Raw genomic sequence first — 23,546 nt, 5'->3', positions numbered from 1 at the left:
TCTTGTTATTTAAATTTTGTGATGAGTTGTCTGGCGCTGTTGCTATCATACGATGAGTTCAGCTTACTGCCAATTGCTTAAAGTTTGCTTTTGGTTAAGCTGCCGCAGCCGCCATTTTTTTTGCTACAATAGATGCAATTTTTTATCCACTTTTGATCTGTTCGAACTATGACTGATTCAGCGCAAAATATTGCTACAACTTACGATCCGACCGAGATCGAGAAAAAATGGTACCAAACCTGGGAGGAGCGCGGTTACTTCAAGCCGTCTGAAAAAGGCGAGTCTTTCTGTATCATGATTCCGCCACCAAACGTCACCGGTAGCTTGCACATGGGTCATGGTTTTAACAATGCCATCATGGATGCGTTGACGCGCTACAACCGTATGTCGGGTAAAAATACTTTATGGCAACCGGGTACTGACCACGCAGGTATTGCAACGCAAATGGTGGTAGAGCGTCAGTTGGGTGCGCAAGGCATCAGCCGTCATGACCTAGGGCGTGAAAAGTTCATCGAAAAAGTATGGGAATGGAAAGAACAATCTGGCGGTAACATTACCCGTCAAATCCGTCGCCTAGGTTCTTCAGTTGACTGGTCACGTGAACGCTTCACCATGGATGAAGGTCTATCTAACGCAGTGAAAGAAGTGTTCGTTAAACTGCATGAAGAAGGTCTGATTTACCGTGGTAAACGTCTGGTGAACTGGGATCCTAAACTTCAAACTGCGCTTTCTGATTTAGAAGTTGAGTCTGATAAAGAAGAAGCAGGTTCACTTTGGCACTTCAAATATTTCTTTGAAGACAAGTCACTTCGTACGCACGATGGTAAAGATCATATCGTTGTGGCAACGACTCGTCCTGAAACTTTGCTCGGTGATACGGCGGTTGCGGTTGCGCTTGATGATGAACGTTATGCACACTTGGTCGGACAAAACATCATTCTGCCAATCACAGGTCGTGCTGTTCCAATCGTTAAAGATGAATATGTCGACAAAGAATTCGGTACAGGCTGTGTAAAAATCACTCCTGCGCATGACTTTAACGACTATGAAGTAGGTAAACGTTGCGAATTGCCAATCATCAACATCTTCAACAAAAATGCTGAAGTGTTGGCTGAGTTTGAATACATCGCCAAAGCCGGGGAGCAAATCTCTAAAACTATTCCTGCGCCTAGCGAATACGTTGGCTTAGAACGTTTTGAAGCACGTAAAAAGTTAGTTGAACAAGCAGAAGCTGAAGGCTGGTTAGACCAGATCCAACCATATACGCTTAAACCACCTCGCGGTGACCGTTCTGGCGTAATCGTTGAGCCGTTATTGACAGACCAATGGTATGTGAAGATCGCGCCACTTGCGAAACCTGCCATTGAAGCGGTTCAAGACGGTCGTATCAAGTTTGTACCTGAGCAATACAGCAACATGTACATGGCTTGGATGAACAACATTCAAGACTGGTGTATCTCACGTCAATTGTGGTGGGGGCACCGTATCCCTGCTTGGTACGATGCGGACGGCAATGTATACGTTGGTCGTGACGAAACTGAAGTACGTGCGAAAAATAACATTCCTGCCGATGTTCAATTGAACCAAGACGAAGACGTGTTAGATACATGGTTCTCATCAGGTCTTTGGACATTCTCAACTTTAGGTTGGACAGGTGACGAAGCGAAAGATAAAGAAAACTATTTCTTAAATACCTTCCACCCGACTGATGTATTGGTGACAGGTTTTGACATCATCTTCTTCTGGGTTGCTCGTATGATCATGCTTACGATGCACTTCATGAAAAATGAAGATGGTACGCCACAAGTACCGTTCAAAACTGTGTATGTACATGGTTTGGTACGTGATGGTGAAGGTCAGAAGATGTCTAAATCGAAGGGTAACGTGCTTGACCCATTAGACCTGATTGACGGTGTGGATCTTGAAACACTGGTACAAAAACGTACCACAGGTTTGATGAATCCAAAACAAGCGGCGAAGATTGAAAAATCAACCCGTAAAGAATTCCCTGAAGGCATTCAATCTTACGGTACAGATGCGGTTCGTTTCACATTCTGTGCGCTTGCAAACACAGGTCGTGACATTAAGTTCGACATGAAGCGTGTTGAAGGTTACCGTAACTTTGCCAACAAAATCTGGAACGCAACCCGTTTCGTAATGATGAACTGCGAAGATCAAGTAATTGGTCAAGACGTTCGTCAAGACCTTTGGGAATTGCCTGAGCAGTGGATTGTAAGCCGTTTACAAAAAGCGGAAGCTGCGGTTCAACAAGCCTTTGCGACCTATCGTTTAGACTTGGCTGCACAAGCGATTTACGAGTTTATTTGGAATGAATACTGTGACTGGTATGTTGAGCTGACGAAGCCTGTTCTAAATGATGAAAACGTATCGGTTGAGCGTAAAGCTGAAGTACGTCGTGTGCTTCTTTCTGTAATGGAAGCCTCTTTACGTTTGGCACATCCATTGATGCCTTACTTAACAGAAGAAATCTGGCAAACGCTTGCGCCGAAGTTAAATATTTCTGGCGAAACGATTATGCTTGCACAGTACCCTGTTGCTGACCAAGCGTTAATCAACGACCAAGCTGAAGCAGATATGCAATGGCTACAAGGTTTGATTGGTGCGGTGCGTAACATCCGTGGTGAGATGGGCTTAGGTAATGCTCGCTTGTTGCCTGTTCTACTTCAGAACACCACTGAAACTGAAAAAGCGCAAATCGCACGTATTGAACCATTGTTTAAAGCATTGGCAAAAGTTGAAAGCATTACCTTCCTTGCTGATACTGAACAACCACCATTGTCTTCGTCATCTGTAGTGGGTCATGTGTCTGTATTCGTTCCAATGAAGGGTTTAATTGACCCTAAAGCGGAATTGGGTCGTCTACAAAAAGACTTAGACAAGGTTCAAAAACAGCATGACCAAATTGCAACTAAACTTTCTAACGAAGGTTTTGTGGCTAAAGCACCTGCGGCTGTAGTTGAAGGCGAGAAAGTGAAACTTGCTGAGTTTGCTGATCAGTTAGCGAAGATTAAAGCGAATATGGAGCAGATTGCAGCGCTGTAAGGTGTTGTCAATTTAATCATTTTTGTAGTATAAAGGGCTGATTATTCAGCCCTTTATCTTTATTGAAATTATTAAAATGCTAAACAATAATAGAATAGAAATTAATCTTGGGATTATTGATAGTTCCATTTCGTATTGGGCTTTGCATTTTTATTCCATTTTGGAATGCTTAAGTTCTCATAAAACATTGACTTACCCTGCTCATAATTTGAAGAGCTTTCCCATATGGTCATTAAGCAATATGAAAGGGCATTATCCTAATAGTTTTTGGGATGATATGGAAAAAAGCATGAGAAACTGGGGAAGCCAATATTTTTTCACACACTTTTTAAATCAAAATTTGGGATTACCAATAGTTGACGAACTAAAATCGCGGCTAGATGATTTATTTTATGTTCGAAAAACGTTCGACTATAATAATTTTGAATTCTTTGTTTCTGGCAAAGATTCTAGATTATTTTTAAATCTTAACAAACGGTATGATGAAATTTATCCTAAAAATTTCAACCTTAACCCGCTACAAATTTTAGACCTTGAAAATTATTCTGACTTTTGTTTAGTTCTAAAAAATACTGAAGAAAATAGAAATATTGGAATTTTTGGAGAAGTTGAAGGATGGCATGGAGAAAAATTACTGCGGAACTCTTTTTGGGATCAGAGAAAATCTCAGCACTGTGTAATGGGGGTAGGAGCTATTGACGGAACAGATAAAAAACTATACATCGAAACTTTTTACCATCAAGGTAAGTTCCCAAAAATCATAGTATTATTTGAACAGTCTCATTTTATCATATCTGATTTTTACAATATTCTACAAGAATTTAGAAATATGTTTTATCAGGGTGCATATTATAAATGTCATTCACGTGATGAAAGTATCATATTTATCATTAATTATATAATAAGTAATTGGGATGAACCTGTTGGAACCATTTTATCTTTTCTCCGTAGCCAAATATACGGAAATGGAAATTTAATAGGCATTATTAAAGATGAAAAAATTGAAATAATTCCTTCTATTGATGCTAAATAATAATTAGGTTAGTTGTATTAGTTAAGCATTTATTAGATATCTAGACCTGTTTTTACACTATCTCTTTTTCAAGCCGACAGCCTCTAAAAACTTGGTTCGTTCAGCATCATATTCCACAGCATCATCCGTTCCATGCTGACTACCATCCAACTCAATCACTAAACCAATTTCATGACAATAAAAATCCACAATATAAGGTTCAATCACATGCTGACGACGAAATTTGAGGTTCATAAATCGCTTGGCACGGAGTATTTGCCACATCAGGTGTTCTGCATCGGTGGCGGTGTGGCGCATGGATTTGGCGAATTCTAATAATTGGGGATCTATTTTCATTTTTATTTTCCCTCTTAAATTTATTGTCATTATACGATACGCAAAGAAGTTCCCTCTCCTCTCAGGAGATGAGCAGCACTGCTGCGCAAGGGGAGAGGTGAAGCTAAAGAAATAAATCTAATAAATTACCCTCACCCCCTTGCGGAACGTTGTTCCTCATCCCAAAGGGAGAGGGAGAAAAGCATTAAAGCACTCCATGTTCCAACAACATTTCCACCCCACTTACCTTCTTCATATACTTCAAGCGTTCCTTCTCGCCTTTTAGCTGCTTTTTCATCGCTGAAGTATCTGTATCCACCTGCTTATATAAATCAGTAATTTTGACCTTGCCTATATGGCCTTTTTTATTCCAGCTCAACGATTGAAGAATCTCTTCTATTTGATCATCTAATTTTTGACTTTGTAGATCTAAAGCCAGTTGATAAAACTTTAGCTGCTCGGCACTTAACCCTTTTTGTGAAACACCCCGATTTTGCTCAATCTGGATTTGCAGTTTCAACAAATAAAATAAATCTTGCGCTGCATAGGCCTCATTCGCCCGTTGCAATAACTCGGTCTTTTCAACTTTCTTGGTTTCATCCGGTTCACGGTCAGGATGAATAGTAGCAGCAATTTTTAAATACACTGTTTTTAAAGACTGCTCTGCCAACTTCGCAGCCTGTTCCAGTTTTTCCTGCTGGCGTTTAAGCTTGGCTTGCTCTCGTGCCTGACTGTACTTTTCGCTATCCCATTCTTCAAAATTTTCAGATGCTGCCTGATCCGAAGTATCGTCATCAGCAAAGTACAGCTCAACATCCTTTATGCTTTGCTTTTTGTTTTTTCTGGCTTGGCTATGTTCAATATGCTGTTGATAGTAATTATAAATTTCCTTAACAATCTCGGCCTGTTGTTTTGATAAAGATTGGGAGTCGGTTAAATAAGCCGCAAGATACTGGATTTTAACATCTAGCTGCGTCGCTTCGGCCTTGGAAAATTCTGCCTCATGCAAATGCTTCCATAACTGTTCCAGTTGCTGAAACAGCACTGTATGTAACTCATGATAGACCGGCATCAAGGTTTGACGGGTATATTGCTGAATCTGTTCCTGCGCCTGCTGCCACTGCTTCAGTTCAAGCTGCTGCTGTTCAATTTTATCAATCAGACGGTTCAGCTTTCTCTGCTGCGGTGAAAGCTCAGTATCGGGCTGAACAGTGGTTTTCAAATCAAAAGACATAGCAAACATGCAAAGCAAATAAATGCTATTTTATCCTTAAAACTTTTAAGTGACTGCTGATTTACTGCAAATAAAAAAAGCAGACCGCAGTCTGCTTAATGGAGTTATCAATTAATTTTCAACAATAACCCGTCCATTTAAGGACTGAATCGGACGATTATTCGGATGTCCCATAAGTTTAGAGAACGCTGCTATCTGTTGTGCCGAAGCCTGCTGAATATCTTTTAAAATTAGCCAGCGTACCCCTTCCGAACAAGGTGGTGTCGTCAGTGACCCGCTAAAGCGATAATAATCAAGGTTTTTAGGCAGCATCTGATTCACCGGTTGCGGCTTGCGTAATACCACTTTTTCACCTTGTTTTTTCGGCAAACGGTTCCACATACGTTTGAGCATCTGGCTTTCTGCACCTTGTTCAAACATCATCCCCACTACAGCCAGCTCACCTTTGGCATTGGCATGTACAAAGTGAATTTCTAGTGGATAGCTTTTGCCCTTGATCAAGTTTTCACTCGGGCTATGCAAATGAAACTGTTTCAGTACAAAGGTATCGCCGTCCAGCTGCAATTCGCCACCTTGAGCAAAATCCACCTGTACGGTATGACCTTTATTCTCGATCGCATGAATCATGGTGTTATAGCTGAACTTTAAAGGTTCCAGTTCTGCCTTTACGCTGCCTTCGATATTAATAGGTGACTGATTTACGCTATTGCATGCAGCATATTTATCGCTCAGTGAACCCCACTGATGGGTATGCTTATAATCCCAGTCTGCATCCGCATATGCCGTATTCATTAGTCCAAAAGCAACTGCACATAGCATGGCCTTTTTCATCTATTCACCCACCCTTATTATCAATCATCTTGTCAAAATGCATGAATATTCATACATTAATTTTCTATACGATATAATTAAGCAACTGATTTATTAATATAATAATGATTATGATATTAAAAAATTCAGACGGGTATTATTAAAACAGAGCGGAAATTTGAAACAAGCACAAAAGATTCCATTCTCAAACTTGAATGTCGTTGGAGTTTTATAGTTTTGTTATTAATTGAAAAATATAATATTTTTAAATTGGTAATTCATGTTCATCATCGGCTAATCGATAACTGATGATACCGAGATCTTACCTCTATAAACATAATCACTAAACTTCGCATCCAAGTTCATTGCTACACTCAGTTCACTTAAGGAAATATGAGCCAAGCCTATGGATTTTTTCACGATTTTTGTCCATGACACTGACTGGACCTTTATTGGTGAAATTCTGCTGCGCTGCCTGGTCATGTATACCATGATCATTGTATTCTTGCGCCTGACCGGTAAACGTGGGGTACGTCAACTTTCCATTTTCGAAGTCGCAATTATCTTGGCTTTGGGTTCGATCGCAGGCGATCCTATGTTCGATGAAACACTGCCTTTGCTGCAGGCGTTTATCGTCATGTCTACCATCATTATTTTATACCGTCTTACCACCTACCTGACCATGCAATATCAGTCCTTCGAAGATCTGCTCGAAGGCAAACCGCTTTATATTGTCGAAAATGGTGAAATGGTACTTGAGCATATTTCCAAAGGCAAAATGTCGCATGATGAATTCTTTGCCGAAATGCGTCAGCAAGGTACTGAACATTTGGGACAAATTCGTACTGGACTGCTGGAAAGCGATGGTAAATTCAGCATACTCTTTTACAGTCCCGAAGAAGTCCGTTATGGCTTGCCCTTATTTCCTAAAGCCCAAAAGGACCTCATTACAGAAGTTGAACCACATACTTATTATGCCTGTCTGCATTGCGGCAACGTGGAGTTGCTGTCTAGTCCAGATGCAATCTGCCAGCGCTGTGAATATTGCAAATGGGTCAAAGCCATCAATACTCAGCGTCAGACTTAATGTTTGAGATAATCCAGCACTTGAGCCAGATTCTGGATCTTGTGTTCTATCTGCTGTAAAGGCATATGGAATCCTTCCATCCATAAAGTCTGCATACCGGCATTCTGTGCACCCTGAATATCATTGACAGGATGGTCTCCAATATAAAGACAATGCTCTGGAGCTACAGCGAGCTTCTGCGCAGTATATTGAAATATTTCAGGATTTGGCTTACTGATGCCAACCAGACCTGAACTCATGATTTCATCAAAATAATGAGCAAAACCCAGCCCGTTAATAATATTCATCCGGGTGTCATGTCCACCATTAGAAATAATCGCCAGCTTATAATCTGCGGCTTTAAGTGATTGCAATAAGTTTTCTGCTTGCGGCATGGCGACGGCAAACTGGCCAAAATTCTGGAACCAGAAATCACTCAATTCTTCTAATGCTGGCTGAGATTTCCAGGACAATTCTTGCAGAAGCGCAAAAGCGACTGATCCACCAATTGTGGAATGGGTCAGCAGTTCTTTTTCCGGATAGCCACCATTATCAATACGGCGTACGATCTCGGTAATTTTTGCGATATCGGCTAGATTAAGCATCTGACAATATTGCTCTGCCAGATAGCGACTATAAGCCTGCACACTCAAATCACGATGTGTCAGTGTATTATCTAGGTCAAATAAAACAGCTCGTACAGTCATAATAGTTACATCAAACTTTTGTGTTTACTTTAACAGCTCAAATCCTGCGGCTAATGGGTTTAAACTCATAAGCTATACAAAATTCCATATAAAAAGGCGATGTAAAAACATCGCCTTTTTTCAGCATACAAAGTCTAAATTAGAATTTGTATTCGAAACCTGTACCTAACAGGAACTGATTATCTTCATCAGAACCTTGTTCAATCGTCAGGTAGCCTGCTGTACCGTACACTTTTACTTGTTTAGAGAAAGCATAGTCAACACCAGCAAGAATTTGCTTAGCTTCAAAGTCAGAAGTAGCATCATCAAACGTTACATCGCTATAACTATATTGACCTTTAACTGTCCAATTTTTAGCATTTGGAAGGTTATATTCCGCACCTACCAACCAAGCTTGCGCATCGTCAATATTACGAGCAAAGGCTGGAGCAATATTAGTTGTTACACCTTCCACAGTACTATTAACTGGAACACTTGCATCAGCATCTTCTACCTCAGAAACCTGATATAGACCGCGGATTGACAAACCATTATCTAAATTTACACGACCAATAGCACGAATTGTATTTAACTCAGTAGTAAAGTTAGATAGTTCATCCACATCTCTACCAGCTGTATCAGCATTCAGGAAACCACGTGCTAATAAGCGAGATGGAATTGCTTTGTCATAACCTAGACCAGCAACAAAAGTTTTGTCTGAATACACTACAGAAGAAGACCAGGAATCACCTAGGCCACGACCAGCAACAGTTGAACCACCTTTAGTTGCTTTAATGGTGTCATTACCTTCACCGGTTGCTAATTGAAGTTTAGCTTCAATCTTGCCTTCACCTACCTGAAAAGCTGGTGTTTCATAAACAAGTACGTTATCAATACGGTTTTCACCAGCCATAATACCTGCGACATCGGCATTGTTAGCTACATAGTTATTGAAGGTATCTACTACAGATGAAAGTTGCTTTACTGGCGTATCAATTTTACCAACTTTTAATGCACCAATTTTTTCATCTTTTAAACCGATTAGAATATTACGTGGTACAAAAACGTCATTGCTACTATTTGAACCTTCATCACCATAGAAAGTAAATTCTGCTTGGTAAAGTGCACTTAGTCGGTCAGTTAACTTCTCATCACCCTTTAAACCAAGGAATGAGTTATTTGAATTTAGGTCAGTAATATGACGATCTTCTACGCCATTTTTATTATCTGCCTGTACATGGTCAACAGAAAGGTCAATTTCACCATAGAAAGTTGGTGCTGCAAGAGTTGTCCCCGCCAATAGGCTCAATGCAATCGCTGTCGCTAACTTGGTTTTCATTTCAATAATCCTTTGGTTTATTTTGTAACAAATCATACACAACGTCTTTATATTACAAAATTATTAAAAATGTATTTATATATTCTTTTTAGTACTTTAGGCTAATATCCAATCAAACATTTGATTTAGATAATTTTTCAATCAATTTTACGGTATTTTATCCAACCGTTTATCGGGATTAAGCACAATATTGCAGTAAAAACGATGCCATACAGATAATCCTGATAACCCAATCTATCCCCTAATATTCCACTTATGCTATAAAGCCCGCCACTTACCGTCGCCATGATCGCTACTTGAAACGTAAAGTCCGTTCCCGCCAGATGTTTACGGCTGTATTGCATAACTAAAGTCAGTATGACGACTAATAACATGGCAGAAATCATATCTTCAGCCGCATTAATCAAGTAAATCACCATGGGTGTAACTGACTGTTTGGCTTCGTATTGCATTGCCAGCCAGGCATACGCCATTAGGGTAATAATTTTGATAATTGAGAAAGCCATCAAAGTTCGGGCACGGGAAAATATTTTCAGGCACCAACCAGCCAACCCTGCTCCAATCAGTGCCGCAAATGCACCGAACATAGTCACATAAACCCCGATCTGGCTAAAACTCAGCCCCATATCTACCATTAACGGTTTTAATAGAGGTCCAGACAGGCCATCCGCAATTTTAAACGTCACCAGAATCGCCAGCCACCAGCGTAAAGTAGGCTGTTGGAGAAAATATTGAAAATAGGTTTTTAACTGGAATTTATTTTGCTGGGCTTTGGCAATCTCGTTCAGGTTTTCATGTTGCGGCTCTTTAAATAAAAGTATGGGTAAAGTATTCAGAAAGACCAGAGCTGCTAAAATCAGGAACGTCGTTTGCCATTGCAGGACATCCAAAAGCCATAGGATGGCACCCCCACCGACAATAAAACCCAGACGTGAACCCATTACCTGAAAGGTATTGCCCCAGTGTTGCTGGTCATTTCTCAGAATATTGACCGCGAGTCCATCCGTAGCAATATCCTGTGTCGCCCCAATGCCATTCATAAATAGCAGTGCCACAAAAAAAGCTAGCAGATAAACTGGCTGATTTAATGCCTCAATTGGTATAAAGGACAGGATGATGAGTACGATGACAGACAATAACTGTGCGGGAATAATCCAGCTACGATAATGGCCTTTTGTAGAACCATAACGATCGACTAGAGGTGCCCAAAAGACTTTGATTGACCAAGGCAGCATCAGCAGGCCGAATCCCCCAATATGCGTCAAAGATACACCTTGAGCACGCAAAATTACTGGAAGTGCATGCGTCATAAATCCCACCGGTAAACCTTGCGCCCAGTATAAGGAAAATAGCAAAACATAGAGGTTGCGCATGGCCGGCATTAAAAGTCCTTGGCTGATCAAATATTCCAGAAAACATCATCTGGCATGGATATTTTGCCAGTGAAAAAATTATCACGAAGGAATAATATAATAAAAAACAAAGAATATTGTCGTAATTCAAGAGTCTTATAAGATGGCAAATACTTCCTTTCCTGACCTACCTGCTTTAGTCCCTGGGCGTGGCAGTAAATTCAGCCGGACATTTTATAAAAAGCTTTTTCTTGCTCAAGGCTGGAAAATGGAAGGTGAATTTCCAAATCTGCCAAAAGCTGTTGCCATCATTTCTCCGCATACCTCTAATATTGATGCCTGGCTGGGCTTTAATGCTCTGCTCGGTCTCGGCATTCAGATCACGATTTTTGGCAAGGACAGTTTATTCCGCACACCACTGAAACCGATTCTGGAATGGATTGGTGTGGTTCCGGTTGTACGTGATACCCCTCAAGGACATACCCGACAGATTGCTGATGTCATTAACAAGACTGATCGGATCTGGGTAGGTATGGCACCTGAAGGTTCGCGTAAGGCACCGGAAAAAATCCGTAGCGGTTTTTATCATATTGCCAAAGCTGCCAATCTGCCGATTGTGATGTTTTCTTTTGACTATGACATTAAAACCATTCATATCCTGGGCGTATACCATTTAACCGGTGATTATGAATATGATCTGGAGCAGATCTATGCCCATTATGAAGGCAAGATCTCGGCAAAAAACCCGGACTGGATTGCCAAGCCTTTACAAAAACTGGTGAAAAAACGCTAGGCAAAATGTCTTTTTTTTGCTCTGATAACCATAATTTGCTTATTTAATCCTCAATTTTTAGAATGAAATTAATTCGTTATGCAATGATTGGCTGTTTGGGCCTAAGCCTTGCAGCCTGTGACAGAAGCCCATCGAAGCCTGTTGTTACCCCGACGCTTAAAGCCCGTGAACCTGTCATTGCCCTTGCCTTGGGTGGTGGCGGAGCGAAAGGTTTTGCCCATATCGGCGTGATTAAAGTCCTTGAATCACATGGAATCAAACCCAAAATCGTGACTGGAACCAGTGCCGGCAGTTTTGTCGGCAGTCTGTATGCCAGCGGTAAAACTCCATATCAGCTGCAACAAATTGCGCTTAATTTTAAAGAGGCGGATATTCGTGATCTGACTTTAAACCGTCAGGGCATTATCGCCGGTCAAAAGCTACAGGATTATGTAAATAAGAACGTGGCCAATAAACCCATTGAACAGTTCCCGATCCGTTTTGCTGCGGTGGCTACCCGCCTGGATAATGGCCGTAAGGCTGACTTTATCAAAGGCAATGCTGGCCAGGCGGTACGTGCCTCTTGCAGTATTCCAAATGTCTTTGTGCCAGCGGTGATTGGGGGTAACAAATATGTCGATGGTGGATTAGTCAGTCCAATTCCAGTGAAAACAGCCAAAGATATGGGAGCGGATATTGTCATTGCAGTTGATATCTCAGCGCGTCCGGATGCCAACAAAGCCATGAACATGTTTGGCCTACTGGATCAGACCATTAATATCATGGGTCAGCAAAGTATTAATGAAGAACTGACTCAGGCTAACGTGGTCATTCAGCCGAAGGTCGGACATATTGGTACACTGGATCTGAAATCGAGTAATGAAACGATTCTGGAAGGTGAAAAGGCGGCCCAGTTAAAAATCCGGGCCATTGAAAAGGCCATCAGCGATTTCAGCAAGTCCCCAGCTGCATTACAACCGCCACGCAAGGCCAGGTTCTAAATCGGGATTGCAGGTATTCATCCGCTGCTGCATCTGCTACATTGAAGTGAAGATAAAAATCATGATGAATATTTAATTTTGAATTACATAGGTTAATTTATGCAATTTGTTCTTGAACCGTGGCACTGGTTTGTACTTGGCATTATCCTGATTCTGTCAGAGTTAATTCTGCCAGCATTTGCTGCACTCTGGTTTGGTATTGGGGCCATTATGGTGGGTATTCTGTACTGGATGTTCCCGATGATGGGACTGACCACGCAGCTACTGACCTGGATCGTTCTCTCTGTGCTGTGTACCCTGGCCTGGTTCAAGTTTATTAAACCGCTGTCTACAGACAAGACCAAAGCCGGACTGTCACGTGAGGCCACCATTGGCCAAGTGGGGATGGTGATTCAAACCAATCTGGATCACGGTCAAGTCAAAGTCCGCTTTCCGCTCCCTGTCCTCGGTTCAGATGAATGGGAATGTCGTACGCTCAGTCCGGTACAAGTTGGCGACCGGGTTCGTGTGGTCGATATTCTCGGCAATGACCTGGTGGTACAACCACATAGCAATAATTAAGAAAAGGAAAAGGTGAAAAAGACATGAGTATAAGTTCTATTATTGTATTGGCCTTGCTGGTCTTTGTGGCCGTCACCATCTTTAAAGGTGTACGAATTGTTCCTCAAGGCTATAAATGGATTGTGCAGCGTCTGGGTAAATACCATTCTACCCTGAATCCTGGTTTGAACTTCGTCATTCCTTATATCGATGAAGTTGCTTATAAAGTGACGACTAAAGATATCGTGCTAGATATTCCTTCTCAGGAAGTGATTACCCGTGATAATGCAGTCTTGCTGATGAATGCCGTAGCTTATATTAACCTGACTACACCTGAAAAAGCCGTATACGGGATTGAAAACTATTCATGGGCGATTCAGAACCTGGTTCAGACTTCATTGCGTTCGATTGTCGGTGAAATGGATCTGGATGATGCCTTGTCATCTCGTGATCACATTAAGGCACGTTTGAAAGCCAGTATTTCGGATGATATTTCAGATTGGGGGATTACCCTGAAAACCGTAGAAATCCAGGACATCAAACCATCGCATACCATGCAGGCAGCGATGGAAGAACAGGCAGCGGCTGAACGTCAACGTCGTGCCACAGTAACTAAAGCCGATGGTGAAAAACAGGCAGCCATTCTGGAAGCAGATGGTCGTCTTGAAGCCTCACGTCGTGATGCGGAAGCACAAGTGGTATTGGCTGAATCTTCACAGCGTGCTATTGATATGGTGACTCAGGCGATTGGTGATAAAGAAATTCCTGTGGCTTACTTACTTGGCGAGCAATATGTAAAAGCCATGCAGGATATGGCGAAATCTCCAAATGCCAAGACTGTGGTCTTGCCAGCAGATATTATGAATACCATTCGTGGCGTTATGGGTCGCAACAATTAACTGTTAAGAAATATGAATCAAATAGGCAGTCGAATGACTGCCTATTTTCATTTAAATCAAGAAAATCTCAGCAAAGATTGTGAAATTATGGTTAAATTTCGCGTTTATTTTTGAAATCTTCTGGATTTAATGTTGCATGGCTTTCGGATTAAAGACCATAACATTTGCCATAATCCTTATTTCGATCTACTGTCCAACTTAAAAATGGATACCGTATGAGCTCCCTAAATCCAACCTTAATCACCTTTCTATTTTATATTGTTGCCATGATCATAATTGGCCTGATGGCTTATCGCGCGACAACAAACTTTTCCGACTACATCTTAGGGGGCCGACGTTTAGGTAGTTTTGTTACTGCACTTTCTGCTGGTGCTTCCGATATGAGCGGCTGGCTGCTGATGGGGCTGCCAGGGGCAATTTATCTTTCAGGTCTGTCTGAAATGTGGATTGCAATTGGCCTGATCATCGGTGCCTGGCTGAACTGGCTCTTGGTCGCTGGACGTTTACGTGTACATACTGAAGTACAGCACAATGCCCTGACCTTGCCAGATTATTTCTCGAACCGCTTTAACGACCAGAAAAAAGTTCTGCGTGTGGTTTCTGCATTCGTGATCCTGATTTTCTTCGCAATTTACTGCGCTTCAGGCATGGTCGCAGGTGCACGTCTGTTTGAAAGCATGTTTGAACTGCCATACAGTACTGCCCTCTGGATTAGCGCGATTGCGACGATCAGTTATGTATTCATTGGTGGATTCCTGGCTGTCAGCTGGACTGACACGATTCAGGCGGGTTTGATGATCTTTGCTTTGTTGCTGACACCAATTGTGGCTATTTTATCTTTCTCCGATATGTCACAAATCACTTTGGCACTTGAAGCGGCTCGTCCACAAGCCATGAATGTCATGGGTGATCTGAGCTTTGTTGCGATTATTTCCTTACTGGCTTGGGGTCTGGGTTATTTTGGTCAACCGCATATTCTGGTGCGTTTCATGGCAGCAGATTCGGTGAAATCGATTCCGAATGCACGTCGTATTGGCATGACATGGATGATACTGTGTCTGGGTGGTGCGGTCGCAGCCGGTTTCTTTGGTATTGCTTACTTCCAGGCACATCCAGAACTGGCAAGTGTGGTCAATGCCAATCCTGAAACCGTATTTATGGAGCTGACTAAAATTCTGTTCAATCCATGGATTGCCGGTGTGGTTCTGGCTGCAATTCTGGCTGCGGTAATGAGTACACTCAGCTGTCAGTTACTGGTCTGCTCAAGTACCCTGACTGAAGATTTCTATAAGTCTTTCCTGCGTAAAAATGCCTCGCAAAAAGAACTGGTTTGGGTCGGTCGTTTGATGGTGCTATTGATTGCCCTACTTGCGATCTGGATGGCGGGTAATCCGGAATCTAAAGTGCTTGGTCTGGTTGCTTATGCTTGGGCTGGTTTTGGTGCTGCATTTGGTCCATTGATTATCCTGTCACTGTTCTGGAAACGCATGACCCTGAATGGAGCCTTGGCCGGTATGATTGTGGGTGCAACTATTGTGATCCTATGGAAAAACCTGTTTGCTGCGACTGGTCTGTACGAAATCATTCCAGGTTTCGTCTGTTCAATGATCACTATTATTGTAGTGAGCTTGATGGGCAAAGCGCCGACAGAAGAAATTACTGACCGTTTTGAACAGGCAGAACGTCTGTACAATGAAAGCAAATAAAATGAGCTGAAATAAAAAAGAGGACTAAATGTCCTCTTTTTTATGCGTTACATCCCTATGAAAATTAACTTTTGCGATGCAATAAGAACTGTGTGATCTGAGTCAACTCTTCAGCTTGACCTTCGAAGTGAGCCAAAGCATTTAAGGCTTGATCATGCAACTGTTTAGCATACTGTTTTGCCTGCTCGAGTCCCATAAGCGCAGGATAAGTCGATTTCTCTACCTGTTCATCCTTGCCTGCCGTTTTTCCTAATACTTCAGTATCAGAAATGATATCTAGAATATCATCCTGCACCTGGAAAGCCAGACCAATTGCCTGACCAAATTCACGCAGTTTTGGAATCGCCAGATCGGTACCTTCAAAAATCGTCACCGCTGCCATCATAATCGCGGCGCTAATCAGTGCACCGGTCTTATTACGGTGAATGGTTTCTAATGCTTCCTGGTCAATTCGTTTTCCTTCAGACTGCAGATCTAAAACCTGACCATTGACCATCTTGGAAGATGCTGTAGCCAGAATCTGCATCTGTTTTAGTACAATCGCGGGGTCAACTGCAGGTCCCTGATCAAACAGACGGCTGCCTAAAATTTCAAAAGCCATGGACTGCAGAATATCGCCAGCAAGCAACGCGGTATCTTCACCAAAGGCAACATGGCAGGTTGGTTGTCCACGACGCAGCAAATCATTGTCCATACAAGGCAGATCATCATGAGCCAGTGAATAGCAATGAATGAACTCGATTGCGACTGCAGCACGACGCACAGCAGCAGTGTTCTGATTTGGCTTGAGTGCGGCCGTGGCATAACACAAGGCTGGACGTACACGTTTTCCACCCAGCATCACTGCATGGTGTACGGCCGATTTCAGCGGCTCAGTAATGGCAAAAGCATCTAATGCTGTCAATAGGTCCTGTTGAATACGATGTTGTGCTTGAGTCAATGCATGGGTTGACAGCTCAGTTGTAGATGACACATTCGCCTCAGATCGGTTGTTCAATATATTTTCGATGACAAGAATAAAGAACTTGCCGCTTTATTCCTGCATTGTACCTCTAAATATCCTGAATTATCAGCTTGAATTCGTCTGCTGATTTTTTTCTATAAAGAGCAAAGTTCATTTTTAATGAAAAGAAGCTATCTAGAATGTTAAAGGTGCTGCCCTGAATATAAAAAACCATTGTACGGACAATGGTTTTTTATATAAGCAGATTTCATTAAATTAATTCTATTCTTTCAAAACTTCTGCAGGCACACGTACCCAGCCTTCCATCAAGACACGCGCACTACGGCTCATGATGGCTTTCTTCACTTTCCATTCACCATTTTCCTGAGTAGCTTGTGCGCCAACGCGTAAAGTCCCTGATGGATGACCAAATCGCACCGCTTCACGCTCACCACCACCTGCTGCCAGATTCACCAATGTTCCTGGAATCGCAGCTGCAGTGGCAATCGAAACCGCGACGGTTCCCATCATGGCATGATGCAGCTTACCCATCGATAAGGCACGTACCAATACATCGGTATCTAATTCGGTGATCGCTTTACCCCCTGAAGATACATAGGCCTTAGGCTGGGATACAAAAGCAATTTTCGGCGTATGCTGACGTTGAGCTGCTTCAGTAATATCTGAAATCAGCCCCATTTTTAATGCGCCATAAGCACGAATGGTTTCAAATTTAGCGAGCGCTACCGGATCACTATTAATATCTTCCTGCAGCTCTGTGCCCTGATAACCTAGGTCTTCAGCTTTCAGGAAAATTGTCGGAATACCCGCATTGATCAAAGTTGCTTCAAAGGTACCGTATTCTGGAACAACCAGCTGATCGACTAAATGACCTGTCGGAAACATGGCTCCCCCCTCGGCATCATCATCGGCAGGGTCCAGAAATTCGATCTGAACTTCAGCTGCTGGAAAGGTGACACCATCTAGCTCAAAATCACCCAATTCCTGTACCTGCCCATTCACAATTGGCACATGGGCAATAATGGTTTTCTGAATATTGACCTGCCAGATCCGTACTGTGCAGATGCCGTTTTCCGGAATACGAGAGGAATCCACTAGACCATTGCTAATCGCAAATGAACCTACACCTGCTGTCAGGTTGCCGCAGTTACCACTCCAGTCGACAAAAGGTCGGTCAATTGCAACCTGTCCAAACAGATAATCTACGTCATGATCAGGTTGCTGGCTTTTAGACAGAATGACCGTTTTGCTGGTACTGGAACTGGCTCCCCCCATCCCGTCAATCTGCTTGCCATAAGGATCTGGGCTACCAATCACACGTAAGAGTAACTGGTCTCTGATTTTGCCCGGCTGTTGTGCTGCAGGTGGAAGATCTTCCAGCTTGAAAAATACACCTTTACTGGTACCGCCACGCATATAGGTAGCTGGAATCTTGATTTGCGGGGCAAAACTCATCGTTATTATCTTCCTTTGTCTGATCTTTATTTTGTAAATGCAATGTAACTGAGGTTGAATTTGAGTATAGTATATTTATATCGTGATAAATTGACTGCAAGACCTTTGTATAAAAAAACAACATATACAACGGCTGTCTTTTTAATATTCGATGAGGAATATCAGATTCAATAAAATTAATATATTGATTCATTTATCTTTTATTTAATTTATTTTTATAATAATTTTTTATTAATCTGATAATAATTTTTCATTCAAGGCTTTTACTAGGCTTCTTTTGACTGATCAATTACAATCTTTCAACTTATTTTTACATTGTCGGGCTGAATACTTTGAATAACGAGTCTTCACAACTTCAGCGTGGCTTAAAGAACCGTCATATTCAGTTGATCGCCATGGGCGGTGCAATTGGCACAGGCTTATTCTTAGGTTCCGCACAGGTGATCCAATCCGCTGGTCCTTCGATTATTCTGGGCTATGCCATTGGTGGCTTAATTGCTTTCCTTATTATGCGTCAATTGGGTGAAATGATTGTTCATGAACCTGTTGCAGGTTCTTTCAGCCATTTTGCTTATAAATATTGGGGTAAATTCCCTGGCTTCCTCGCGGGCTGGAACTACTGGATCCTGTATATCCTGGTCGCAATGACCGAGCTTACCGCTGTCGCAAAATATATTAACTACTGGTGGCCCCATATTCCTGCTTGGGCATCGGTGCTGTTTTTCTTCATTGTGATTACCCTGGTCAACCTCGGCAATGTGAAATTCTACGGTGAATCAGAGTTCTGGCTTTCAATCATTAAAGTGACTGCCGTCATCTCGATGATTGTCTTTGGTTTATACCTGATCCTGACTGCAGATGCTTCATCTACCGCATCTTTTAGCAATTTATGGACTGCAGGTGGCTTCTTCCCGAATGGCTTTGAAGGTTTATTCTTCATGCTGGCCTTCCTCATGTTCGCCTTTGGCGGGATTGAACTGATTGGTATGGCAGCGGCAGAAGCGGAGAATCCGGAAAAGACCATTCCTAAAGCGATTAACCAAGTTGTTTTCCGTATTCTGATTTTCTATGTTGGTGCGTTGACCATCTTGTTATCATTAGTGCCTTGGAATCAGTTGGAACTCGGCGGTCTGGATAAAAGTCCATTCGTAATGATCTTCAGTCAGCTTGGGATTGACTGGGCAGCCCACCTATTAAACTTTATTATTCTAACTGCAGCACTGTCTGTATATAACAGTGGTATGTATGCGAATAGCCGCATGCTTTACGGTCTGGCCAAACAAGGCAATGCACCGAAGCTCTTCCTGAAAGTAAATAAACAAGGTACGCCAATTCCTGCAGTACTCTTCTCTGCTGCTTTGATTTTTGGCTGCGTACTGTTGAACTACTTTGTACCAGAAGATGCTTTAAGCCATTTGATCTATGTGGTGGTAGGTGCCTTGGTCTTGAACTGGGCAATGATTTCACTGACACATTTCAAGTTTATTCAGGCAATGAAAAAAGTTGGGGAAAAAACTAAATTTCCAGCACTTTGGTCTCCAGCAAGTAACATACTTGTATTAGGCTTTATTGCGACTATTCTTTACATTATGTGGACTCAGGGCTTCCAGGAATCTGTATACATGCTTCCGATTTGGATCGTGATCATGTTTATCCTGTTTAAACTGCTCAAGACCAAAAATTAATTAAAAAGTTTTAATTGACTATTTTTTAAAGTTATTGCTTCGGCAATAACTTTTTTTTTCGTCTTTTTTGGAGTAGATTAGGGATCGTTTTGCGCCCTTAGCTTAACTGGATAGAGCAGTTGCCTCCTAAGCGACCGACGTGGGTTCGAGTCCCGCAGGGCGCACATATTTCAAATATGTGAACTAATTAACAAAAAATTTAAGCAATAATTCAATAAATTTATATTTTTTTCATTTTTTTTACTATCTCTCTATTTCTAATTAAATTTTTAAATTTCAAAAACTTATATCCTTACATTACTTTTCAATTAGTATTTTTACTCTAATTTGATGTTTTTTTGAACTACTCATTCAAACTAGAGCATTTACTCTTTTTTATATTGTGTTATTTTTGTCACATGGAGTAACAAATCAGCCATTGAAGGCATAGGAATGACTCCAAAAACAATACCAAGCTAATACCGAAAAAACGTTTTAAATACCCAAATTTGTACCTCAAGGGAAGATGAAGAATGAAATTAAAAGCGCTTAGTACAGCAATGATTTTAGCAGCATTACCTATGTCAGGCGCATTTGCTGCAGCTATCGACCGTTCTGGTCAATCTATCGCAGCATTTTTACAGCCAGGTAACTATTTTGAAGCAGGGATTTCTGTTTTAGATCCATCAGTATCTGGTAAAGTTCAAAATAATTGGACACCAGGTGGAACGGCTGCACCTTTAGCTCCTGCTTACCGCGGCACTTCAGTGGGTGAGATGGCTGATGACTACTATTTTCCAAGTGCAGCCTTAAAGTTTCAGTTAACTGATAATTTTTCATTTGGTTTGATTTACGATCAACCATTTGGTGCAAAAGCAACCTACTCTACTGATACTTATCTAAATCCTTTAGGTGGTGGTGTTTTCCATAACGGAACAGAAGGCACAGAAGTAGAAGTTAAATCAGAAAATATTACTATGCTCGTAGGTTATCAACCTACTGAAAATTTTAATATTTATGGTGGTGCTGTATACCAGACAGTTGAAGGTAATGTTCAACTACGTGGTTTAGCATATGGTAGCACAACTGCCTTAGGTCAATACAATGCTAACATGGACGATGATAGTGCTGTAGGTTGGTTAGCAGGTATTGCTTACCAGATTCCTGAAATTGCTCTAAAAGCATCACTAACTTATCGTTCTGAAATTGATCATGATTTGAAAACAAATGAGTATGGTCGTAGTGATATTTTAGCTTTAGTAACGCAAAACCCTGCTGCTGCACTTTATAATGTAAATACAAATACTGAAATTTCTACTCCTCAATCTGTAAATCTTGATTTCCAGACAGGTGTAATGGCTGACACGGTTGCCTTTGCTAATCTTCGTTGGGTGAACTGGAAAGAATTCTCTATTCGTCCACAACAGTTTGAACAAGTTTCAAGAGCTTTAGGCGCAGCTGGTGCTACTCCTAACAATCCAAATGGCTTTGATATCGTTTCTTATACTGATGACCAAATCTCTGCTACTGTCGGTCTAGGCCGTAAATTTTCTGAGCAGTGGGCAGGTAATGTTTCTGTAGGCTGGGATTCAGGTTCTGGTAATCCAGTGTCTACTTTAGGTCCAACTGAAGGTTATTGGAATCTTGGTTTAGGCCTACAATTTAGTCCTGCATCAAACTACTTCATTGCTGGTGGTGTTAAATACTTCTGGTTAGGCGATGCAAAAGCTCAAGCGGCGTCCGATTTTGGTTCTAATTCATATGTAGCTGACTTTGAAGATAACGATGCTTGGGGTTATGGTCTAAAAATTGGTTACCGTTTCTAATTCAGTCAATTTAATAAAAAAACCGCCTTCGGGTGGTTTTTTTATTGCTATGAATTTATTTTTATACACTTGTAAACTATTTGATGATTTAAACATCACTTAACTTTTAAATTATTTACGTGTCATTTTAGCCAATTCATCACACTAAAATATTATTTAATTCAAATATTTAACATCGTGTTTTTAGTATAAAAACTCTAACTTCTTCTATTTTAATTACTACTCAGTTCAAATCTTCATCGAAGCTGAGCATTTACTCTTTTTAATTTTATGTTACTTTTCCACAACTTTTTTATATCTTTATGAAACATTCAAGGACGAGCCATGAAGCTTAAGCCGATTTCTAATGCAATATTACTTGCAACTCTTCCAACTACAGCAGTTTTTGCAGGTGGTTTAGATCGTTCTGGTCAATCTATACAAGCTTTTTTACAGCCTGGTAACTATGCTGAAGCTGGTATTTCTGCACTTGATCCGGATGTCAAGGGCAAGTCAAGTGTGCGTTCACTTGGTAACAGCTTTAATGGTGAAAAAATTGACGATATGGCTGAAGATTACTATTTCGTCAACACAGCAATTAAAGTACAAGCGACTGATAAAATTTCACTCGGTTTAATTTACGATCAGCCTTATGGTGCAGATGCAAGCTATTCTACTAACGGACCATTATCTAGCTTCTCTGCTGCTGGTGAAGGAACAAAAGTTGAAGTAAAAACCCAAAATATTACAGCTCTCATCGGTTATCAACCGAATGAAAACTGGAATTTATATGCCGGACCAGTATGGCAAACAGTAGAGGCTGATATCTCTTTACGAGGCGCCGCTTATATTTCTCCTTTAGATCCAACAAAAGCATTAAGTGGATACAATATTAAAATCGATGAAAAAGAAGCATATGGCTGGTTAGCAGGTTTTGCTTATTCTATTCCTGAAATTGCTTTAAAAGCCTCTGTAACTTATCGTTCTGAAATTAAGCATAAGGCAACAGGAACTGAAAGTTTTACCTTTGCTCAGTCTACTACCTTAGCACCGGGATTCACTGTACCTGCAGGTACTACTGTTCCTATGAGTAATGAGCGCGTAGATGCAATTACACCACAATCTGTGAATTTAGATTTCCAGTCTGGTGTTGCACAAAATACCATCGCTTTTGCTAATATACGTTGGGTACATTGGGATCAATTTGCTGTAACTCCTGTATTCTTAAAAGCTAATTCAGGGAATAATCTTATCGATTACTCTGACGACCAATGGTCTGCAAATATCGGTGTCGGTCATAAGTTTAATGACAAATGGTCAGCATCTACTTCAGTAGGCTGGGATTCAGGTGCAGGTAACCCTGTGACAACACTTGGCCCAACTGAAGGTTATTGGAGTTTAGGTCTAGGTGCTCAATATAGCCCTGCTGCAAATTACTTTATCCAGGCTGGTGTAAAACACCTTTGGTTAGGTGATGCGACTGCACAGACAGGAGGAAATCCAGTAGGTGAATTTGAAGATAATAATGCATGGGCATATGGCATGAAGATCGGTTACCGCTTCTAATTCAGGCTATGTCCTCAAAATAAAAAAGGCGCCTCAAGCGCCTTTTTTATTTCATTCAGCTTTTAACACTTAAGCTGGAATATTACGGATTGAAGCATTACGGATGGCTTCTTTCAACGCTGCATAACCATGAATCGATGGGAATTGTGGGAATTCAGCAATCACATTTTCCGGTGCATCAAACAGGAAACCGTGATCCGCTTCACCCAGCATGGTAGTATCGTTATAAGAATCCCCTGCTGCGATCACACGGAAGTTCAGGCCATGTAATGCTTT

18 protein-coding genes, 1 tRNA gene and 2 pseudogenes are annotated in these 23,546 nt (G+C 41.4%); 12 read left to right on the top strand and 9 right to left on the bottom strand.

Annotation, left to right across the window (positions count from 1 at the left end; all coding sequences use genetic code 11):
• Nucleotides 1-168 precede the first annotated feature (168 nt).
• Both B3D47_RS03045 and B3D47_RS03040 read left to right on the top strand, forming a co-directional pair.
• The gene (locus B3D47_RS03045) at nt 169-3,063 is read left to right on the top strand and encodes a valine--tRNA ligase (protein WP_286859868.1); all 2,895 of its coding nucleotides are present in this window, start codon (nt 169-171) and stop codon (nt 3,061-3,063) included.
• 76 nt (nt 3,064-3,139) lie between these two features.
• Nucleotides 3,140-4,096: a hypothetical protein gene (locus B3D47_RS03040; RefSeq protein ID WP_180085125.1), complete on the top strand. Its 957-nt coding sequence runs from the start codon at nt 3,140-3,142 to the stop codon at nt 4,094-4,096.
• Between the two features lie 69 nt (nt 4,097-4,165).
• Here the strand turns inward: B3D47_RS03040 and B3D47_RS03035 are convergent.
• The 3 genes and pseudogenes from B3D47_RS03035 to B3D47_RS03025 all read right to left on the bottom strand — a co-directional run.
• Nucleotides 4,166-4,432 (bottom strand): annotated as a pseudogene (locus B3D47_RS03035) (endonuclease domain-containing protein); the annotation flags it as partial.
• Between the two features lie 184 nt (nt 4,433-4,616).
• Nucleotides 4,617-5,645, bottom strand: coding sequence for a molecular chaperone DnaJ (locus tag B3D47_RS03030; protein WP_286859866.1), 1,029 nt, complete (start codon nt 5,643-5,645; stop codon nt 4,617-4,619).
• A gap of 111 nt (nt 5,646-5,756) precedes the next feature.
• Entirely contained in the window at nt 5,757-6,476 is a 720-nt protein-coding gene (locus B3D47_RS03025) for a carbonic anhydrase (RefSeq protein ID WP_286859864.1), read from the bottom strand.
• Nucleotides 6,477-6,861: 385 nt separating this feature from the next.
• Between B3D47_RS03025 and B3D47_RS03020 the strand changes: the two genes are divergently transcribed.
• Complete coding sequence (locus tag B3D47_RS03020; protein ID WP_163168504.1) at nt 6,862-7,542, top strand: DUF421 domain-containing protein; 681 nt, start codon at nt 6,862-6,864, stop codon at nt 7,540-7,542.
• Here the strand turns inward: B3D47_RS03020 and B3D47_RS03015 are convergent.
• The 3 genes from B3D47_RS03015 to B3D47_RS03005 all read right to left on the bottom strand — a co-directional run bounded on the left by B3D47_RS03015 (nt 7,539) and on the right by B3D47_RS03005 (nt 10,928).
• Nucleotides 7,539-8,228 carry an HAD family hydrolase gene (locus B3D47_RS03015; protein WP_286859862.1) on the bottom strand — a complete coding sequence of 230 codons (690 nt, stop codon included), beginning with the start codon at nt 8,226-8,228 and terminating at the stop codon, nt 7,539-7,541. The two genes, B3D47_RS03020 and B3D47_RS03015, sit on opposite strands and share 4 nt — an antisense overlap.
• A gap of 139 nt (nt 8,229-8,367) precedes the next feature.
• Nucleotides 8,368-9,546, bottom strand: coding sequence for a porin (locus B3D47_RS03010; RefSeq protein WP_286859861.1), 1,179 nt, complete (start codon nt 9,544-9,546; stop codon nt 8,368-8,370).
• 137 nt (nt 9,547-9,683) lie between these two features.
• On the bottom strand, nt 9,684-10,928 hold the full coding sequence (locus B3D47_RS03005; protein WP_286859859.1) for an MFS transporter: 1,245 nt from the start codon (nt 10,926-10,928) through the stop codon (nt 9,684-9,686).
• 133 nt (nt 10,929-11,061) lie between these two features.
• Between B3D47_RS03005 and B3D47_RS03000 the strand changes: the two genes are divergently transcribed.
• The 5 genes from B3D47_RS03000 to putP all read left to right on the top strand — a co-directional run bounded on the left by B3D47_RS03000 (nt 11,062) and on the right by putP (nt 15,816).
• Nucleotides 11,062-11,691 carry a 1-acyl-sn-glycerol-3-phosphate acyltransferase gene (locus B3D47_RS03000; protein WP_286859857.1) on the top strand — a complete coding sequence of 210 codons (630 nt, stop codon included), beginning with the start codon at nt 11,062-11,064 and terminating at the stop codon, nt 11,689-11,691.
• A gap of 62 nt (nt 11,692-11,753) precedes the next feature.
• The gene (locus B3D47_RS02995; RefSeq protein WP_286859855.1) at nt 11,754-12,671 is read left to right on the top strand and encodes a patatin-like phospholipase family protein; all 918 of its coding nucleotides are present in this window, start codon (nt 11,754-11,756) and stop codon (nt 12,669-12,671) included.
• Between the two features lie 99 nt (nt 12,672-12,770).
• The gene (locus tag B3D47_RS02990) at nt 12,771-13,232 is read left to right on the top strand and encodes an NfeD family protein (RefSeq protein WP_004810952.1); all 462 of its coding nucleotides are present in this window, start codon (nt 12,771-12,773) and stop codon (nt 13,230-13,232) included.
• 23 nt (nt 13,233-13,255) lie between these two features.
• Entirely contained in the window at nt 13,256-14,110 is an 855-nt protein-coding gene (locus B3D47_RS02985) for an SPFH domain-containing protein (RefSeq protein WP_004810953.1), read from the top strand.
• Between the two features lie 215 nt (nt 14,111-14,325).
• Entirely contained in the window at nt 14,326-15,816 is a 1,491-nt protein-coding gene (putP, locus tag B3D47_RS02980; protein WP_286859853.1) for a sodium/proline symporter PutP, read from the top strand.
• Nucleotides 15,817-15,880: 64 nt separating this feature from the next.
• Here the strand turns inward: putP and B3D47_RS02975 are convergent, their stop codons facing one another.
• The gene (locus tag B3D47_RS02975) at nt 15,881-16,789 is read right to left on the bottom strand and encodes a polyprenyl synthetase family protein (RefSeq protein ID WP_076753204.1); all 909 of its coding nucleotides are present in this window, start codon (nt 16,787-16,789) and stop codon (nt 15,881-15,883) included.
• Nucleotides 16,790-17,041: 252 nt separating this feature from the next.
• Nucleotides 17,042-18,235 carry a 2-methylaconitate cis-trans isomerase PrpF gene (prpF, locus tag B3D47_RS02970; RefSeq protein WP_286859851.1) on the bottom strand — a complete coding sequence of 398 codons (1,194 nt, stop codon included), beginning with the start codon at nt 18,233-18,235 and terminating at the stop codon, nt 17,042-17,044.
• Between the two features lie 332 nt (nt 18,236-18,567).
• Here prpF and B3D47_RS02965 point away from each other — a divergent pair, with 332 nt between their 5' ends.
• The 4 genes from B3D47_RS02965 to B3D47_RS02950 all read left to right on the top strand — a co-directional run bounded on the left by B3D47_RS02965 (nt 18,568) and on the right by B3D47_RS02950 (nt 23,270).
• Complete coding sequence (locus B3D47_RS02965) at nt 18,568-19,920, top strand: amino acid permease (RefSeq protein WP_286859849.1); 1,353 nt, start codon at nt 18,568-18,570, stop codon at nt 19,918-19,920.
• Between the two features lie 91 nt (nt 19,921-20,011).
• Nucleotides 20,012-20,084, top strand: a tRNA-Arg gene (locus tag B3D47_RS02960).
• Nucleotides 20,085-20,432: 348 nt separating this feature from the next.
• Entirely contained in the window at nt 20,433-21,725 is a 1,293-nt protein-coding gene (locus tag B3D47_RS02955; protein ID WP_004810962.1) for an OmpP1/FadL family transporter, read from the top strand.
• Nucleotides 21,726-22,049: 324 nt separating this feature from the next.
• Nucleotides 22,050-23,270: an OmpP1/FadL family transporter gene (locus B3D47_RS02950; protein WP_286859846.1), complete on the top strand. Its 1,221-nt coding sequence runs from the start codon at nt 22,050-22,052 to the stop codon at nt 23,268-23,270.
• A 69-nt stretch (nt 23,271-23,339) separates the two neighbouring features.
• Here the strand turns inward: B3D47_RS02950 and B3D47_RS02945 are convergent.
• Nucleotides 23,340-23,546, bottom strand: a pseudogene (locus B3D47_RS02945) (bifunctional phosphoserine phosphatase/homoserine phosphotransferase ThrH); the annotation flags it as partial.

Source organism: Acinetobacter sp. UBA3461, from assembly GCF_002381195.1.
Taxonomy (GTDB): domain Bacteria; phylum Pseudomonadota; class Gammaproteobacteria; order Pseudomonadales; family Moraxellaceae; genus Acinetobacter; species Acinetobacter schindleri.
This window is presented reverse-complemented; position numbering and strand designations above follow the sequence as displayed.

What these genes read in the sequence shown, in the direction of transcription:
- B3D47_RS02995 (WP_286859855.1), top strand. Translation starts at nt 11,754, where the DNA reads ATGAAATTAATTCGTTATGCAATGATTGGCTGTTTGGGCCTAAGCCTT.
- B3D47_RS03015 (WP_286859862.1), bottom strand. Translation starts at nt 8,228, where the DNA reads ATGACTGTACGAGCTGTTTTATTTGACCTAGATAATACACTGACACAT.
- B3D47_RS03040 (WP_180085125.1), top strand. Translation starts at nt 3,140, where the DNA reads ATGCTAAACAATAATAGAATAGAAATTAATCTTGGGATTATTGATAGT.
- B3D47_RS02950 (WP_286859846.1), top strand. Translation starts at nt 22,050, where the DNA reads ATGAAGCTTAAGCCGATTTCTAATGCAATATTACTTGCAACTCTTCCA.
- B3D47_RS02990 (WP_004810952.1), top strand. Translation starts at nt 12,771, where the DNA reads ATGCAATTTGTTCTTGAACCGTGGCACTGGTTTGTACTTGGCATTATC.
- putP (WP_286859853.1), top strand. Translation starts at nt 14,326, where the DNA reads ATGAGCTCCCTAAATCCAACCTTAATCACCTTTCTATTTTATATTGTT.
- B3D47_RS02955 (WP_004810962.1), top strand. Translation starts at nt 20,433, where the DNA reads ATGAAATTAAAAGCGCTTAGTACAGCAATGATTTTAGCAGCATTACCT.
- B3D47_RS02985 (WP_004810953.1), top strand. Translation starts at nt 13,256, where the DNA reads ATGAGTATAAGTTCTATTATTGTATTGGCCTTGCTGGTCTTTGTGGCC.
- B3D47_RS03045 (WP_286859868.1), top strand. Translation starts at nt 169, where the DNA reads ATGACTGATTCAGCGCAAAATATTGCTACAACTTACGATCCGACCGAG.
- B3D47_RS03010 (WP_286859861.1), bottom strand. Translation starts at nt 9,546, where the DNA reads ATGAAAACCAAGTTAGCGACAGCGATTGCATTGAGCCTATTGGCGGGG.
- B3D47_RS03030 (WP_286859866.1), bottom strand. Translation starts at nt 5,645, where the DNA reads ATGTCTTTTGATTTGAAAACCACTGTTCAGCCCGATACTGAGCTTTCA.
- B3D47_RS03000 (WP_286859857.1), top strand. Translation starts at nt 11,062, where the DNA reads ATGGCAAATACTTCCTTTCCTGACCTACCTGCTTTAGTCCCTGGGCGT.
- B3D47_RS03025 (WP_286859864.1), bottom strand. Translation starts at nt 6,476, where the DNA reads ATGAAAAAGGCCATGCTATGTGCAGTTGCTTTTGGACTAATGAATACG.
- B3D47_RS03005 (WP_286859859.1), bottom strand. Translation starts at nt 10,928, where the DNA reads ATGCCGGCCATGCGCAACCTCTATGTTTTGCTATTTTCCTTATACTGG.
- B3D47_RS03020 (WP_163168504.1), top strand. Translation starts at nt 6,862, where the DNA reads ATGGATTTTTTCACGATTTTTGTCCATGACACTGACTGGACCTTTATT.
- prpF (WP_286859851.1), bottom strand. Translation starts at nt 18,235, where the DNA reads ATGAGTTTTGCCCCGCAAATCAAGATTCCAGCTACCTATATGCGTGGC.